Origin of the sequence: Periweissella fabaria (genome assembly GCF_918814575.1) — a bacterium.
Taxonomy (GTDB): Bacteria; Bacillota; Bacilli; order Lactobacillales; family Lactobacillaceae; genus Periweissella; species Periweissella fabaria.
Map to the genome: position 1 here is coordinate 183,898 of NZ_CAKKNS010000003.1, position 17,364 is coordinate 201,261.

Below are 17,364 nucleotides of genomic sequence, written 5' to 3' on the forward strand. Positions count from 1 at the left end.
GGAATTATCTCTAATGGAAATTAGCCCAACAGTCCTTTTGGCGACTAACTACCAGCCAATAATTAATAACCGGCCACCTACCAGTGGGCAAGTTAACTTTAAACAAGCCCTTAACATTGACCACAAGCAAACCATTCAATGGGGTGATACCCTGTCAGAACTAGCTATTAAGCACCATACGACTGTTAGCCAATTAGCAACCGTCAATCATATTAGTAATCCTGATGTAATTTATGCCGGAACTCAATTACAAATTCCGGTCGCACCAACATCACTAGCTAGTAATCCATTAAGTTCAAATGACGCGACTCCACTTACGGATATCCCTACCTCGACTGCCACAGCAAAATTAGTGCCTACTCTTGATCCAGTCGAAAAGATTGCTCGTGATTACATTGTGACGCATGAGTCGCATGGTAGTTATACTGTCCGCAATGGTCGTTACATTGGTAAATATCAACTTGATCAAAATTATTTAAATGGTGATTTTTCACCAGCCAACCAAGAACGTGTCGCCCATGACTATGTTCTAAAGCGTTACGGTTCATGGACGAATGCCATGAATCATTGGAAAAATCACCAATGGTACTAAAGTGAACCAATTTTTAAATAAAAAATGCCCGGAAAATTATCTTTTCCGGGCCTTTTTGGCTGTATTTTAAAAACATTGGCTTTATTTAAATGGATTAAAAAAGCGACCAGCATTGACTTTAAATAGCAAGATTCCAATGATAATAATTAACACTACTACCACAATGGTTGCATAATCGGCTTTACTTAATTTACGGTCCATATACCAAGTCCGTTTTTGTTTACCACCAAAGCGCCGTAATTCCATCGCTTGGCTAATCGTATCAATCCGTTCCAAGCTTGAAAAAATCAACGGCATCAACACTTGCGTAGCTCCTTTGAGGCGCGTAGTTAATTTGGCCTTTTTGGAAAGCTCATATCCGCGGGCTTGTTGGGCTAAACTTATTTGTAAATAAGTTGTTTGGACATCTGGAATATAACGTAGCGCTAAAGCAATCGCATAACTAATTCGGTATGATAATCCTAGCCGGTTAAGACTAGCTGCAAACTCACTTGGATTAGTCGTAATTAAAAAAATTAATGCTAACGGTACCGTAACAATATATTTTAGTGCCAAATTAAATTCATAAAATAACTGTTCCTGCGTCAAAGTAAAATACCCATGATTACCCAAAATTAAGTGTCGGGTGCCATAAATATGAACGCCATATTCTGGGGCAAACAGATATACCGTTACTAAATTTAATAGTGAAAAAACAATGATCACTTTTACTACTAAGCTAATTTGGTGCCAACTAATTTGAGCTTGCTTAAATAAAAATAACGTCAATAGCATAATAACGATTGTAAAGCGAGTATCATAACTGGCCATCGCAATTATTGATAAACCAATAAAGGCCAATAACTTAGTCGCCCCACCTAAACGATGTAACCATGTATCTTGCGGGTCATACCCAAATAATTGATTATTCATGTTGACCTCGCATTTCATATTTAATCACTTGTTCTGTAAAGCTAATTGGATCTAAATCAAAACGATGTGCTAATTTATATAGACTAGTTTGTGCTAACGAAGCGGCCGTTACAACCGCTTCATCAGCCAAAATTGCTGCCGGAGTATTATCGGCTAAGATGCCATTTGGTCCCAAAGCAACCGTCCGATGTGCGTACTCAAGCATCAAATGCATATCATGTGTAATGAATAGTAATGTCACACCCGTTGAAGTATTTAAATGCTTCAAAAATTGCATCATTTCGGTGTAATGAGCCCAGTCTTGACCAGCCGTTGGTTCGTCTAAAATAATTATTTGTGGTTCTAAAACTAAGATACTAGCAATAGTTACCCGTTTTTTCTGACCAAAACTCAACGCTGAAATCGGCCAATTTCTAAAACCGTACAACCCACAAATTTTCAAAGCTTCATCAACTCGACGATCAATTTCAGCTGGCGCAAGGCCTCGTAAAACTAACCCTAAGGCAACTTCATCTCGAATCATTACTTTACTAATCATGTGATTTGGATCTTGCATCACATACCCAATCTTATCAGCGCGTTCTTTAACTGAAAGAGTTGCTAAATCAATACCATCTAATGTGATTGTTCCCGCATTTGGTGTAACAAAACCGGTAATTAACTGACTTAAAGTCGTTTTACCAACTCCATTTTTACCAACAATAGCAACCATTTCACCTTGTTTAATGGTTAAATTAAAGTCCTTAAAAATCTGGGGACCCATTGGATATTTAAAATTAATCTGCTTAAGAGTTAATAGTGGCTTATCCGCTTGTTTTCGATCATCAGTTTCCGTAAGTTTTTGCCATGCTTGTAAGCGATTCTTTAACTCTGGGGCTGCAATCGTCGTAACATCACTGAGGCCAGTCACATTTGTTAATGGTACTTGTGCAGCTTTGAGGGCTTCAATATACAATGGTTCCCGAAGGCCGACTTCTTTAAAGATATTTTTTTGTAAAATTGCTGCCGGGGTATCATCAGCAATAATATGCCCATCATTCATGACAATAATCCGATCAACAGGCTGCATTAAGACATCTTCGATTCGATGTTCAATCATAACAACCGTCATACCAAATTGCTGGTGTAATCGCTCAATTAATGCCATCGCTTGTGCTCCCGCAGCAGGGTCAAGGGCGGCTAACGGTTCATCAAATAATAAAATTTCACCGCCATCAATTAAGACGCCTGCCATCGCATTACGCTGCTTTTGTCCGCCTGATAATGTTTGCGGGTTTTGCATTAATTGTTGGTTTAAATCAAGCTCGGTTGCCCATTGGCTAACTTTAGCCCGCATTGTTGGTAAATCTGTTGCATCATTTTCAAGTGCAAACGCAATATCTTCGGCCGCACTTAAAGCGACAAATTGACTATCCGGATCTTGTAATACAGTCCCAACATGGCGTGATAGTTCAAATAAATTAGCGGTGGTAACATCAAGGCCACCTACCATCACTTTACCAGTTAACTCACCTTTTAGTGCATGCGGAATTAATCCATTAATTAAATTACCTAGCGTTGTTTTACCAGAACCTGATGGCCCCACGATAAGTACTTTTTCACCCCGTTTAATACTTAAGTTAATATTTCGCAACGTTGGTTCTGCTTGACTATCATATTGAAAACTAACATTTTCAAAATTGATAATCGTATCAGCTGTGACTGTTGTTGGGGTTTGCTCAACTTCCACGGGGGCTGGCTTAGCATTTGTTTCTTTGACAAGGCTCCCCTTTTGCGTCCGGGATTTTGCATAAGCGACAAGTAACAGCGTACCAATTACCCCTGTCGAGATACTATTTGACACACTAGCAATTATTCCTTGCACAAAAACTTTATTGGCGGGCTCAGAATAAATTAACATGTCTAAACTAGGAGCAACTAATCCCCACCCCAGAATATTAACCACAATCTGGGTCCCGTTATAGATCGTGATTTTTTTAGCCCCAAATTGGCCACTTTCAATATCTAAGTATTTTTTTAATGATCCAATTGCCATTCCCACTAAACCGGTTGTAATGACCCATGACAACCATGGACTCCCAAATTGGGTTGCATCATTTAACGCATGACCAGCAAAACCAATAATAAATGCCGCGACTGGCCCAAATAGCACAGCAAAAAAACCTAAAAAACCATAAGACGTATCAATACTAGTATTGGGAAAAAGCGTTGGAATCGATACCCAACGTTTTAATAGAAATAAAATTGCGGTCCCAATACCAATTGCCACGACCGTCCTAACACTTAAACTACTACGTTGCGTTTTTTTCTTCACGTGTACTCCTCTCATAATCTCACCTTATCTCTTATCGACCTAATTAAAATGTATCAATTAAAATATTACTATAAAATGCAAATGCTTGGCACATTTTATTAAGATATCCCAACATTATTTTGCAAATAATTACGACTTATTCATTAGTCACCATATTGTCATCGTTGTAAAGTCTTGATAATACCCTAACCTTGACCGCATATGCTACACTGATAACAACATTCAAAACAAAGGAGTATTGTCAATGAAATATAAATTTGGAGCTCTTCTATTAGCAACTATCGGTGCCGGCTATGCATACAATAAATATCAAGCATACAAAGAACACCAAAGTCAAAGTAGTTTATTAATCAGTGATGCTATCAAGCTACTCAAGACATTTCCACCAATTAAGTCAGTTGCTGACTATCAAAAATTATATCAAGCTAGTGAACAGCCATATGAATTACCTAAAAATATTCAATTACAATTTGGCTTTAAAGCTCGACCAGATAATACCGATATCATTGAGTTAAATGAATTTAATGACGATAATGAACGCATCATTTTCTACGTGCATGGTGGTGCTTATTGGATGCAACCAATTTATTTCCATTATGCAATGCTCCACCATCTCGCTAAAGAACTTAACGCGCGGATTGTAATGCCAATTTATCCCAAAGCCCCTGCTCATCATGCACCCGAAGTCCATGACATGATTCTAGATTCCTACAAGCAATTACTTGCTGAAGAAGGGGTCAAACCCGAAAACATTACCTTTATGGGTGATTCAGCCGGGGGTGGTTTCCAACTCGCCTTCATGCAAAAATTGCGTGATCTCGATGCTGATTTATTACCTCGTCGGGCAATTTTATTATCACCTTGGTTAGATGTCACAATGACTAATCCCGCAATTGATGCAATTCAACCGCTCGATCCGATGTTAAATGCTAATCAAGTCCGCTTCCAAGGTGAAAAATATGCCGGTCCTTTAGCCCCAACTGATCCATTAGTAAGTCCAATCTACGGCGATTCAAGTAACTTGCCACCAATTGACGTTTTTACTGGGACACATGATATTTTATTCGCAGATGCTAAACACTTTAAAGAACTTGCCCTTGATCATGATTGGGATGTTACCACGCATATTTACCCTAAAATGCTCCATGTCTTTTCATCTCTACCGATTATTCCAGAAGCTAAACAATCATTAGCTGAAATTGTTAAAATAATTGTGGATGCCGATTAACTAAAAAAGAACCAAAAGCCGATGGCTTTTGGTTCTTTTCATTTAATCAATTAATTTAGCTTGTTTCAATAATTCTTCAATAAATGTTCCTTCAATTTTACGACGACCAATCCGCTTAGCAAAGCGTGGTACCGGAATATCGAGTTCATCAATTGTCTTGTCATCACTAAGAACATAGATTGATTTCAAAAGTTCACGAATATCATACACAGAAGCAAAGACTTCTGGAACACCCCGTTCAACGTCTAATAATTGATAGACCGCTTCCATCGCTGTCCGTACAGAGTATTCAGTCGTAAAGACGGTATCACGCTCCGTTTCCGCAAAGTTACCGATAAAAGCCAAGTTTTTTGAGCCATTTGGAATTACCAATGGCCGGTCACCTGGTTCACGTTTCATAAAGTATGAGGTAATAAATGGCATGTACGTTGGCACAACATTACATGAATTAGCCGCAAATTCCTTAATCCGGTGTGCTGGAACACCTAAGTGATAGAACAATTCTTGGGCAATTTCTTCACCAGTACAATCAACGATTTTCTTATTTACATAGTCACCTGGTTCATCAGATAGTAGCGCATACACCCACATAATTGTTTCATCAGGATTTTGTTGCTTAAAGTGTGGTTGGCGATGGACACAGAAACTCATTAACCAACTTGAATCACGAACTGTAATAATTCCTCCAGTAACAATCTTACCCGCATGTGTATCGCGATTAGTTAAGCGTTCCAAATATGGAATGACATCTTCATTTTTAAGCGTTACCGTGGCTGAAATATACCAACTTTGAGCGGGTAAATTAGTACTAAAGACGTCTGGTTTCCCAAATTCTGGTGATTGTTGGGCTAAATTTTGCCATAGTTGCCAACTGGCTCCCATATCCGGATTAGGAATGGCTGGTTGGTGATGGCTACCATGAGTCGTACTTTCAGTAATTGAACCGTTCGTTACAAATACTAAATCATCAGGCGTTAAATCCAGTGTTTTTTCAGCACCTTCTTGGACTAAGAAAATACGTTTAGCAACTTTTTCAGCACCATTAATTTCAACTTCCACATTTTTAACAATCGTATCGTATTGGAAATCCACCCCATGATTTTCAAGGTATTTAATCAATGGTAATACGAGGGATTCATATTGATTGTAGCGCGTGAATTTCAATGCGGTAAAATCAGGTAAGCCCTTCACGTGGTGAATAAAACGCATTACATAACGACGCATTTCTTGAGCTGAATGCCACCGTTCAAACGCAAACATTGAACACCAGTAATACCAGAAATTAGACGCAAAGAATTCATCCGAAAAGAAATCTTCGATACTTTGACCAACCAAGTCATCTTCAGTCGTCATTACTAACTTAATAATTTCAGCGGTGGCTTTACCTAATGTAAATTCACCATCATCTGGTACTTCTTGTCCTTTTTTGTAAATTAAGCGACAATTTGATGAATTGGGATCATCTTTATCAAGCCAATAAAATTCATCTAAAACGGAAGCATCCTCAACTTCAAGTGAGGGAATTGAGTGGTATAAATCCCATAAACATTCGAAGTGGTTTTCCATTTCACGCCCACCACGAATGATAAAACCTGTATCTGGATTCAAAGCACCATCAAGTGATCCCCCTGGAATCGTTAATTCTTCAAATACGTGAATCCGGTCACCAGCCATATGCCCATCCCGTATTAAAAAGGCCGCAGCTGCTAGGCCTGCTAACCCTCCACCAACAATATAGGCTGCTTTTTGATCAACACCGGCTGGCTTGCGTGGCCGGGCAAACGCTTCATAATTACCATTTGAATAATACATAGTATCCCCCCCTTGATCTGATTATCTTAAAATAAGCTTATGGTTCACTGCTAGTCTAGCAATATCCGCTGTAAAATACCAAAATAAAACCTCGCCAATTAAGACGAGGTTTTATCATTTTATTTAGCAACATTACTTTGTTGAGGACGCTTAGTAAGGTTGTGCATTTCATTTTTGATTTCTTTAGTAACTTTGCTTGGATTGTAGTAAATCTTATAAAGGACCGCACATACAAGTGGTAAAATACCAGCAACTAAGTACATTTCTTGGAAGGTAATGTAATTTTTCAATTCCCCTAAGATATAAGGACCAACCCCAATCCCGAGGTCAAGCCCGATAAAGTACGTTGATAAACCTAAACCGATACGGTGTGATTCTGTCTTCAAAGTCTTTAGAACAACTGCTTGTCCATTTGACATAAATGTTCCATATCCTAAACCAACTAAAACCCCAGAAGCAAGTAATTGCCAACCAACTGTCGTAAAGCTGAGGGCGAATAAACCAAGGGTTAAGAAAATGTAACTTGGATACATCACACTATCTTCACCAAAACGGTCAAACATTTTTCCAGACATGGGCCGCGTTAAAGTCACTGCGCCAGCGTAGACTAAGAAGAAGAATGAACTAATCTGAACTAAGTGGATTGCTTCAGCATATGATGCCAAGAACGAAAGAACACTTGAGTACGCCAATCCCATCAATAAACCAAGGAAAGAAATAAACAAAACTTTCTTTTCCACAAAGGTATTGATTTTCCAACTTTTCATCGTTGCTAAGTGTTCAGGGTTAACTTCGATATTTTGAACAGGTAATACAAAACTACCAATGGTTGATAAGATAATTAAAATGATTGATACAATTAAGACAGTATAGAAATTAGTGTATGTGAGTAATAACAAACCGATTAAAGGACCAAAGGCAGCAGCTAAACTAGTACTTAAACCGTAATAGTTAATTCCTTCACCACGTTTTGAAAAGGGAATATATTCAGTAACAATGGCATTTGTGGCCGTTGAAACCATCCCATAACAGAATCCATTTAGTAACCGAATAATAAACAGCACTGCTAAATTAGGCATGTATAAATACGCAACGGTCGTAATTAAGTAAGCAATACCCCCGTAACGTAAAATTTGCTTCCGGCCAATTAATTCTAGTTTTTTACCGATTAATAGACGGGCAAATAACGTTCCGATAATATAAATTCCTGATGCAAGGCCCGCTTCGCCAAGACTGGCATTCAATTGCTTTTGGGCAATTACGGCAATAATAACCATCAACAAGTAGTAAACTAAGTAAACGGCAAAGTTAATAACGGTGATACTAATAAAATTCTTATTAAATAAGTGCTCTTCCTCTTCCATGGTGATCCTCTCTGATATATAGGTGTTGCTTAAAATAATGTGCTTTCAGATAATGCTAAAAGTTAAATATTACCTTAAACTATTTGATATTATTGACTATATTATCCATTAAATGTTATAGTCAACCATTAAAGAGCTTATAAAATTATTTTATATGTACGCCCTAAAGCCTTGCTATGACTGGAGTTGAAATATGTATCTGCATGATTTTGAATATTTTAATCAATTAATTTTACAAAAAAGTTTTTCAAAAGTCGCTGAATACTTCCACGTAAGTCAACCGACCATTAGTAGCGCTATTAAACGCCTTGAAACTGAACTTAATACAACCTTAGTTATCAGAGATCGTTCTCATAATGAACTAATCGTAACGCCAAGTGGTGAACAATTTGCTAACCATGTGGCAACCATTTTAAATGAGTGGCGTGTTAGTAAAGCCGAAATTGATCGGCTTAATCGCCAACAACTCTTTTTTGGTATTCCACCAATTATTCAAAATAGTTATTTCGCCAAAATTGCCCATGCCCTGCAACAACGTAAAATGCTTGCTGATATTACCCTTGTTGAAGCTGAATCGAGTATTTTACGGCGCCGATTATTAGCAGGCGAAATTGATTTAGCATTATTAGGTACGATTACAATTGATAATGATCCGGAAATAGCCCGCACCGAATTAGGGCGTAGTCCTTTTCGTATCTTTTTATCTAAAGACCATCCCCTAGCAACCAAAACGGACGGCCTTTATTTCGCTGATTTGAAAAAAGAAAATTTTATTATTTTTGCGTCAAGTTTTGCACATACCGAAGCCATTCGGATTATGGCCCACCAAAATCACTTTACGCCCAAGATAATTTTCCAATCCCATGATATTAACTTTTTAATGAATATGGTTGCTGAAAATGTCGCAATTACGTTTCTTACTGAAGTTGCGACTCCCAATCGCGACGATATTGTTGGTATTCCAATTCTCGATGAAGTGCAACCAGCTTTTATTACAAGTCTTGTTCATCGAACTAATCACATGTTAACTCCTACGCAAACCGCACTATTAGGCGTAATTGATAATCTATATCGTCAATAATTTTATGTACAAAAAAGCACCTTGGAAATCGTCCAAGGTGCTTTTCTAATTTATTATTTTAATTGTTCCTGGAGAATTTTACGAACACCACGAATTAATTTAGGTGCCACAAAAACAAATAATAGTGCTACAAAAATCACCAATCCAGCTCCTACTGGTGATGGATGGGCAATAAATGCGCCGATACTAACAAATAATAACGCTAATAAAGCCATGTATACCTTCTTTCACTTTAACCTTTAATATCAATTACTGGTGGAACATATGTATCCATAAACTGATAAATCTCTGTTAATGAATCTGAAAATAGTAATTTATCAAAATCCGTCTGTGTTAAGAAATCATTATTGACCATTGTTTGAAACATGGCTTGTAAGTCATTATAGTAGCCATTCACATTGTAGAAAGCACATGGTTTTAAATTATCACCAATTCGCATCCATGAAAATGCATCAACAATTTCTTCCAAAGTTCCCGGACCTCCGGGTAATGCTAAACAACCATCACTTAAGCGTAGCATTTCTAATTTACGCTCTGAGATGTCTGGTACCACACGAACATCATCGAGGCGTTCTAAAATGGTTCCCATATCCGCTAGGTTTTGCGGCACAATCCCGATAACATCGCCGCCTAAATCTAAGACTTGGTTAGCTAAAATACCCATTAAGCCATACTTACCACCACCATATACCAAGCCTAGCTTTTGGTCAACTAACCATTGACCTAAATTTGTTGTGATTTGTTGGTAGACTTCTTGATTACCAATCGATGCGCCGCAGTACACTGCAATTCTTTCCATATCTTAGCCTTCTTTAAATTATAATTTTAAAAACTCACTAACTACACGATTATATTCTTGTGGCATTTCTAATTGTGGTAAGTGCCCTGCTCCTGGAAAAATGTGGGCTTGGGCTAATCCTGCTTGGGCTAATTTTACACACACATTAGCATGTTCAGGAGACCATAATGGTGATGCCCCACCAGCTAAATATAATTGTGGAACTGCTAGTGTTGTTAATAAATCGCGCCAATCTTGTGTCAAATGATTCCTTAATAATACTTGGTTACCTTCAAAATCAAACGGATATGCGTTGTGTTCTGCTCGTAAATTATCCTTAACTGCTTCCGCAATTGGTAATTGAGCCATTTTAGTCTTCATGACTGTAGCCGAAGCAATGGCGACATTCCCCCAGTTAAGATTCAAAACCCCGTATTGCCATTCACTAGTATTCATTGGATATGGGGATTCATCAGTTGTCACTATTTTTTCAATTTTAGTTGTACCGTGGAGCATACAATAAGCCCAAATCACGGCCGAGCCCATGGAATGACCAACTAATGTCACTTTTGTGAGTTGCAAATATTGGATTAATTCTGCTAAATCTTGACCCAAACGGGCAATTTTTAAATTTCGTCCACGATGCGTTGAATGACCATGGTTACGCGCATCAAAAGCAATTACCCGATACCCTTGAGTCATAAAAAATGGGATTTGTTGTTGCCATTCTTCTTTGATACCAGAAAAACCGGCTAAAAAAATTACTACCGGTCCCTGACCTTGATCAGTGTACGCAATCTTAACGTTATCACTTGTCGTAAATTCCATTTCAGCCTCCATTAGCTATAATTACTCCTTATTATAGCTAAAAAAGTCCGGGAAGTTAATCACCGGACTTTTTTCTTATATCGCTTATTAATTTTTAAACTATATTTTTAATTAGGCATCGTCCCTTTGTTTGCAATGGCCTTTGGCTTTAAAACAACTGCCCGTACCACGTAGATAGCACTAACGATGGCAAGGTATACAGACCCAACGATCACTGAAATTCGAGTTTCTTGATTGATAAACATAAAAATAACCACGATTACTAAGACAAATAATGAAAAGTAATTTGAAATTGGAAATAGTGGCATTTTGAATGGATGGTTTGGAAATTGGTTAGCATGATCACGGCGGAATTTTAAGTTACTAATTAAAATAACAAACCATGGCACCATCCCTGGTAACACACTTGAACTATACACAATCACAAAAACATTTGTTGAGGCAGCCATTGGTAGTTCATTTAACAACATCCCAATTAACATCCCAATTGATAAAACAATCACGGGAACATATGGCACTTTAAAGCGTGATAACTTAGTAAATGCTGGTGAGGCATCGTGGTTATTACCAAGCGTATACAACATCCGACTAGCACTAAACATTCCTGAATTACATCCTGACATTGCAGCGGTTAACATAACAAAGTTAATTAAACCAGCGGCCACTGTAATACCGACTTTAGTAAATGTTTGGACGAATGGTGAGCCAATCGAATTCAACTCATTCCAAGGATAGATGGTTACAATGACAAAAATTGCCCCAACATAGAAAATCAATACCCGGCCGACAATTGTCCGTATTGATTTAACAATTGCTTCTTGCGGATTCTTAGCTTCACCAGCTGTTAATCCGATTAATTCAACTCCTTGATAGGCCCCCATAACAAGTGATAAAGCAAATAAGAAACCTTTAACACCACCTGTAAAGAACCCGCCATGGGCCCATAAATTACTGAAACCAACGGGATGGCCATTGTTACCAATCCCCAATAAAATGACTCCTAAACCAAGAATAATCATAATCAAAATTGTGGCAACTTTGATAAAGGCAAACCAAAATTCTAATTCACCAAACGCCCGTACTGAAAATAAATTAGCACCAGCCAATGTTAGTACCACTACAATTCCGGCAATCCATGATGGAAAATTAGGCCACCAATAGTGTAGGTACGTTCCTACAGCGATTACTTCACTAATTCCAACGACTAACCATTGGAAAACATTACTCCATGCGGTTAAAAAACCGGCAAATGGATGAATGTACTTACTTGCGTAATTAACAAATGATCCCGTTGTTGGGTCAACATATAACATTTCACCTAATGCGCGCATAACGAAATATAAAATAACACCTGCAAAAGCATAAGCAAGTAGTGCTGAAGGCCCAGTCCACTTAATTGTTGATCCGGCTCCCATAAATAAACCAACCCCAATTGTGCCGCCCAATGCAATCATTTGCATATGCCGTGATGATAGCTCACGTTTTAGTTGTTTTTCTGCCATAACTCAATTCTCTCTTTCTGTGGTAAATAAAAAACGCCCCTAGATTCTTATAAATCTAGGGGCGCTCATCGCACGGTTCCACCCAAGTTAAGTAGCACACAAATACTACATACAGTATAAAGTCCTACAACTCTTATCGGGGTAACGGCCGATAACCTCGCTAGTATTTTCCACTTTCTGTGTACTCAACCAGACTCGTAGGGAGATTTCATTTAGCTAGTATCAATCACTCTCATCAACGTGATCTTTCTGGAGATACCGACTAAATTACTTAATCCTACTCAACGTTTTGATTTATTATCCACGAGTATACAAGGTAAATTCCAATTAGTAAACCAAAAAGATTATAAAACCATTAATCAATTTAATAATTTTCTAGTTTTTACTCTCTAAAACACTACCAACACGGTGTTTCTTACTATTTTTAAAAACTTGTTTCAAGCCGTAAATAACAGCTAAACCACTTAAAACAAAAATCCCAACAATCACTGAGATTTGTGTTTCTGGATTAATAAGCATAAAGCCTAAAATAACTACCAAAACAAACAATGCAAAGTAATTGGTAAATGGAAATAGTGGCATCTTAAAGGGGTGTTGCTTCATTAATTCTGGGTTGGCTCGCCGGAATTTTAAGTCACTAAGTAAGATTACAAACCATGGTACCATTCCTGGAAGCACGCTTGAACTATACACAACAACAAAAACATTTTTATTTGAATGTAAAAACATTGGTGAAAGTTCATTTAATACTAGCCCAATTACCATTCCCAACGCCATTACAATCACCGCTACATATGGGACGTTAAAGCGTGAAACTTTGGTGAACTTCTTAGAAATCTCGTTATCTAAGCCTAATGTGTAAAGCATTCGACTTGAACTAAAAATACCTGAGTTACAACCTGACATCGCCGCTGTTAACATAACAAAATTAATAAGCCCCGCCGCAAATGTAATTCCAATTTTAGCAAACGTTTGGACAAATGGTGAACCTAGTGCACTCAATTGATTCCATGGATAGATAGTGACAATCACAAAAATCGCACCAATGTAGAAAATCAAAATACGAAAGACAATCGAGTGAATTGACTTAACCACAGCTGTCTTAGGGTCTTTAGCTTCACCGGCCGTTAAGCCAATAATTTCAATTCCTTGATATGAAGCCACAATGATTGATAACGCAAAGAAAAAGCCTTTAAAACCACCGGTAAAGAAGCCCCCGTGACTCCATAAATTACTAAATCCAATCGGGTGCCAGTGATTCCCTAACCCCAATAGAATCACTAATAATCCTAAAATAATCATTGCAATAATCGTGAAAACCTTAATTGAAGCAAACCAAAATTCCATTTCTCCAAATGCTTTGACAGAAACTAAATTAGCAGCCGCCAAACTAACAATGACAACAATTCCGGCTGTCCAAGTAGGAAAATTAGGCCACCAATAATGCAGATAGGCCCCCACTGCAATCACTTCGCTAATACTAACAACTAACCATTGAAAAATATTACTCCAAGCCGTTAAATACCCCGCTAATGGGTGAATGTATTCATTGGCGTAATTTACAAATGATCCGGTCGTTGGGTTAACATATAGCATCTCACCGAGTGCGCGCATAACTAAGTATAAGAGCATGCCGGCAAATGCATATGCCAAGAGGACTGATGGTCCAGTCCACTTGATGGTGGCAGCAGCACCCATAAATAAACCAACTCCGATTGTGCCGCCTAACGCGATCATTTGCATGTGCCGTGGTGATAATTCACGCTTTAAATGTTTCTCTGCCATAATATTGAACCCTCCTTTTCTATGGATAATTTTTTGTATCAAAAACAAAAAAACACCCCTGGATTTATAAATCCAGGGGTGCAATTAGCACGGTACCACCCAATTTCATCGTTACCTAAAAAAGCGGGCAACGATAACTCAATTATTAGGATAACGGCTAATAAATCCGACAGCGCTTTTTGTTTCCATACTCCTGCTGTACTCATAGGTAGTGTTCACAATGGTTTCCTCGATCAATTCTCATTATCATGATCTTTCTGGTGATTGCCCCAAAGTTACTCGTCCTAATTCACGTGTTTTTGATAAAGGAGAGTATACTAGTAATTATCAAAATAGTAAACTCAAAAAAATTAAATTTATGCTATAAAATTAGCTTTATGCCTAATAACAGTAGTATTTTAGCGCTTAAATATTTATTTAATTTTTTATTCAAAGGAGGATTTTATATGCCCCAAAATTCTGTTCGCATGAGCCCATCTGAAGTTAAAGCCCAACTAAAAAATTCAGATACCACCATGCTACAAATGCTACACTTTGTTTTTGACAGTGTCTTGAAACGTAAAAGCCTTTTGTTCCTCAATATTGGTCTGTTACTAATTATTGCCGGTCTTAACTTTATCGTGCCCCAATTCACCAAAAATATTATTGACCATGCCTTAGGTCAACACGATTTATCAACTCTTTGGTTTAATGTTGGTGGTCTATTAGGGACAACTATTTTACTTGGTTTACTTTCATTTACTTCAACGTACATGATGCAAATTTTATCGCAACAATCTATTAAAGAACTCCGTCTCACCACCTATACTAAAATTTTGAAACAAGATTATGCTTTTTTTCAAAATTCTAAAACGGGTGATTTGATGGTGCGCTTAACTAGTGACATTAATAATCTACAATCCTTAATCTCAAGTGATAGTCTCGGTTTGGTTGGTAATACATTTACATTTGTCGTTGTCCTTGTGTTTTTATACCTTCAAAATTGGCGTTTAGCACTTTTGGTCAGTTTAACCTTTCCAATCTTATTCATCACCATTCGCTTTTTCCGTAGTCGAATTCGGGAAGCCTTTAGTAACGTTAGAACTATGAATTCTCAGATTTCTAATCAACTTCAAGCCACCTTGACCGAAATTGAATTAATTAAAAGTTATACGACTGAACATGCTGAAACGAAAACATTTGCTGATATCGTTGATAAAACAAATACTTACACGCTTGAAGCAACCAAATGGCAAGCAATTTTCCAACCATTACTATTATTTATTAATACAAGCGGGACAGCGATTGTTTTGGCATTTGGTGGTTATTTAGTAGTTAAAGGCCAAATGACAATTGGGGATTTAGTCGCTTATCTAAGTTATGTTACGATTCTTCAAAACCCGATTAATTCATTTTCCCGATTAATTAATATTTTTCAAACAGCCCAAGTATCCTATGACCGTATTCACGATGTAATGGCTTTTGACGCAGCTATTATTGAACCAACTACTCCGAGTGCCTTTCCAGAACCATTAGTTACCAGTATCAATTTTAAAGATGTTAGTTTCCAGTATGAGCTTAAAACCGCTGATGCATTAGAGCATATTACTTGCCAGATTCCTGCCGGTAAAACGACCGCATTAGTCGGCCGTTCAGGTGCTGGAAAATCAACCTTAATTCGCTTATTAATGCGTCTTTATGATGCAACTGCCGGTACAATTACCTTCGATGGACAACCAATTACAGCCATTGCTACGCAAGATTTACGGCGGCATATATCCTTAGTTAGCCAAGATGTTATTATCGTTGATGGCACAATTGGCGATAACATTGCTTATGGCACCCCAAATGCAACCCAGGAAATGCTTTGGCACGCCGCTAAGCAAGCTGATATTGCCGATTTTATTAACGAACTCCCAGACGGTATGACAACTGCGGTTGGTGAACGTGGGATTAAGTTATCCGGAGGGCAAAAACAACGCCTTAGTATTGCACGAGCACTTCTAAAAGATGCTCCAATTGTCATTTTAGATGAGGCCACAGCCGCCTTGGATAATGAATCAGAAAAAACAATTCAACATGCCCTTGATAATCTCATGACAGCCAAAACATCAATTGTTATCGCCCACCGTTTAAGTACGGTTCATAATGCTGATCAAATCCTTGTTATGGATCACGGACAAATTGTTGAACGTGGTACTCACAGTAGTTTACTAGCCCAAAAAGATGGTGTGTATCGTAAATTATATGATGCGCAATTTGAATAACACCTTCAAATAAAATAGTTAGCATTTCGTTTTTTAGTTTATATAATAGTTTTAATCACAATTTATACGTTTAATTTTTATTTTGTAACTATTAATTATATAGATTAAAAGTAATTAAGTTTAACAGTCGTTTTAATTGCCATGGTGCTTTTACGTGTTTGTTATCACCTCTATTTTAAATCGCTGTTACTACCTCATTTAAAAAAGGTCGAAAGAAAAAATTTCTTTCGACCTTTTTATTTTTAATAATATATCAATTCTTTGACAGATGTTATGACATTAAATTGCCCTATAACCGTCTCTATACATTAATAATTACTTCTTTTTATTAACCTTACCGAATAATCCAAGTGTAAGTACCATTAAAAGCATACCCATTACGACTAAACCTAATGCATTTTGTTGATCAGTTTTAGGTAATTCATCAGTATTTTTTGCTGTTACTTCTTGATCCTGATTACTCTTTGGATTAGTTGGTAAAACAGATGCCTTTTGATCCGCTGATGTCGTTGGTTCCGTTTGTTCTACTGGTGTAGTTGGATTGGTTGGTCCCTTTGGATCTACTGGCTTAGTTGGATCGGTTGGTTCCTTTGGATCTACTGGCTTAGTTGGATCGGTTGGTTCGGTTGGTTCCTTTGGATCTACTGGTGTCGTTGGATCGGTTGGTCCCTTTGGATCTACTGGCTTAGTTGGATCGGTTGGTTCGGTTGGTTCCTTTGGATCTACCGGTGTCGTTGGATCGGTTGGTTCCTTTGGATCTACCGGTGTCGTTGGATCGGTTGGTTCCTTTGGATCTACTGGTGTCGTTGGATCGGTTGGTTCCTTTGGATCTACCGGTGTCGTTGGATCGGTTGGTTCCTTTGGATCTACCGGTGTCGTTGGATCGGTTGGTTCCTTTGGATCTACTGGTGTCGTTGGATCG

Annotated in this window: 14 protein-coding genes and 1 pseudogene; 4 read left to right on the forward strand and 11 right to left on the reverse strand. The window is 37.8% G+C overall.

The window, feature by feature from the left end; translation table 11 throughout:
• Nucleotides 1-13 precede the first annotated feature (13 nt).
• The gene (locus LQZ75_RS04955; RefSeq protein ID WP_230096726.1) at nucleotides 14-592 is read left to right on the forward strand and encodes a LysM peptidoglycan-binding domain-containing protein; all 579 of its coding nucleotides are present in this window, start codon (nucleotides 14-16) and stop codon (nucleotides 590-592) included.
• Nucleotides 593-673: 81 nt separating this feature from the next.
• Here LQZ75_RS04955 and LQZ75_RS04960 read toward each other — a convergent pair whose 3' ends face one another.
• From LQZ75_RS04960 to LQZ75_RS04970, 3 genes and pseudogenes are all read right to left on the reverse strand, one after another.
• Nucleotides 674-1,504 (reverse strand): energy-coupling factor transporter transmembrane component T family protein, encoded by an 831-nt coding sequence (locus LQZ75_RS04960; RefSeq protein ID WP_230096727.1) that lies wholly within the window; start codon nucleotides 1,502-1,504, stop codon nucleotides 674-676.
• Nucleotides 1,497-3,191: an ABC transporter ATP-binding protein gene (locus tag LQZ75_RS04965; protein WP_230096744.1), complete on the reverse strand. Its 1,695-nt coding sequence runs from the start codon at nucleotides 3,189-3,191 to the stop codon at nucleotides 1,497-1,499. The genes LQZ75_RS04960 and LQZ75_RS04965 overlap by 8 nt, the downstream gene beginning before the upstream one ends.
• A 75-nt stretch (nucleotides 3,192-3,266) precedes the next feature.
• Nucleotides 3,267-3,833 (reverse strand): annotated as a pseudogene (locus tag LQZ75_RS04970) (ECF-type riboflavin transporter substrate-binding protein); the annotation flags it as partial.
• A 229-nt stretch (nucleotides 3,834-4,062) separates the two neighbouring features.
• Between LQZ75_RS04970 and LQZ75_RS04975 the strand changes: the two are divergent.
• On the forward strand, nucleotides 4,063-5,046 hold the full coding sequence (locus LQZ75_RS04975; RefSeq protein WP_230096728.1) for an alpha/beta hydrolase: 984 nt from the start codon (nucleotides 4,063-4,065) through the stop codon (nucleotides 5,044-5,046).
• Between the two features lie 42 nt (nucleotides 5,047-5,088).
• Here the strand turns inward: LQZ75_RS04975 and LQZ75_RS04980 are convergent, their stop codons facing one another.
• The gene (locus tag LQZ75_RS04980; RefSeq protein WP_230096729.1) at nucleotides 5,089-6,858 is read right to left on the reverse strand and encodes an oleate hydratase; all 1,770 of its coding nucleotides are present in this window, start codon (nucleotides 6,856-6,858) and stop codon (nucleotides 5,089-5,091) included.
• A gap of 119 nt (nucleotides 6,859-6,977) precedes the next feature.
• A complete protein-coding gene (locus tag LQZ75_RS04985; protein ID WP_432443452.1) occupies nucleotides 6,978-8,228 on the reverse strand; it encodes an MFS transporter in 1,251 nt (416 codons plus the stop codon).
• Between the two features lie 187 nt (nucleotides 8,229-8,415).
• Here LQZ75_RS04985 and LQZ75_RS04990 point away from each other — a divergent pair, with 187 nt between their 5' ends.
• Nucleotides 8,416-9,303 (forward strand): LysR family transcriptional regulator, encoded by an 888-nt coding sequence (locus LQZ75_RS04990; protein WP_230096731.1) that lies wholly within the window; start codon nucleotides 8,416-8,418, stop codon nucleotides 9,301-9,303.
• 53 nt (nucleotides 9,304-9,356) lie between these two features.
• On the opposite strand, the gene LQZ75_RS04995 is transcribed toward LQZ75_RS04990, so the two are convergent.
• The 5 genes from LQZ75_RS04995 to LQZ75_RS05015 all read right to left on the reverse strand — a co-directional run bounded on the left by LQZ75_RS04995 (nucleotide 9,357) and on the right by LQZ75_RS05015 (nucleotide 14,196).
• Nucleotides 9,357-9,518: a hypothetical protein gene (locus LQZ75_RS04995; RefSeq protein ID WP_230096732.1), complete on the reverse strand. Its 162-nt coding sequence runs from the start codon at nucleotides 9,516-9,518 to the stop codon at nucleotides 9,357-9,359.
• 17 nt (nucleotides 9,519-9,535) lie between these two features.
• Nucleotides 9,536-10,102 carry an LOG family protein gene (locus tag LQZ75_RS05000; protein ID WP_230096733.1) on the reverse strand — a complete coding sequence of 189 codons (567 nt, stop codon included), beginning with the start codon at nucleotides 10,100-10,102 and terminating at the stop codon, nucleotides 9,536-9,538.
• An 18-nt stretch (nucleotides 10,103-10,120) separates the two neighbouring features.
• On the reverse strand, nucleotides 10,121-10,909 hold the full coding sequence (locus tag LQZ75_RS05005; RefSeq protein ID WP_230096734.1) for an alpha/beta fold hydrolase: 789 nt from the start codon (nucleotides 10,907-10,909) through the stop codon (nucleotides 10,121-10,123).
• Nucleotides 10,910-11,016: 107 nt separating this feature from the next.
• Entirely contained in the window at nucleotides 11,017-12,411 is a 1,395-nt protein-coding gene (locus tag LQZ75_RS05010; RefSeq protein ID WP_230096735.1) for an amino acid permease, read from the reverse strand.
• Nucleotides 12,412-12,786: 375 nt separating this feature from the next.
• Nucleotides 12,787-14,196: an amino acid permease gene (locus LQZ75_RS05015; protein WP_230096736.1), complete on the reverse strand. Its 1,410-nt coding sequence runs from the start codon at nucleotides 14,194-14,196 to the stop codon at nucleotides 12,787-12,789.
• Between the two features lie 446 nt (nucleotides 14,197-14,642).
• Here LQZ75_RS05015 and LQZ75_RS05020 point away from each other — a divergent pair, with 446 nt between their 5' ends.
• A complete protein-coding gene (locus tag LQZ75_RS05020; protein ID WP_230096737.1) occupies nucleotides 14,643-16,442 on the forward strand; it encodes an ABC transporter ATP-binding protein in 1,800 nt (599 codons plus the stop codon).
• 315 nt (nucleotides 16,443-16,757) lie between these two features.
• On the opposite strand, the gene LQZ75_RS05025 is transcribed toward LQZ75_RS05020, so the two are convergent.
• Nucleotides 16,758-17,364 (reverse strand): LPXTG cell wall anchor domain-containing protein (locus LQZ75_RS05025; RefSeq protein WP_230096738.1); only part of this gene is annotated, 607 nt, incomplete at its 5' end.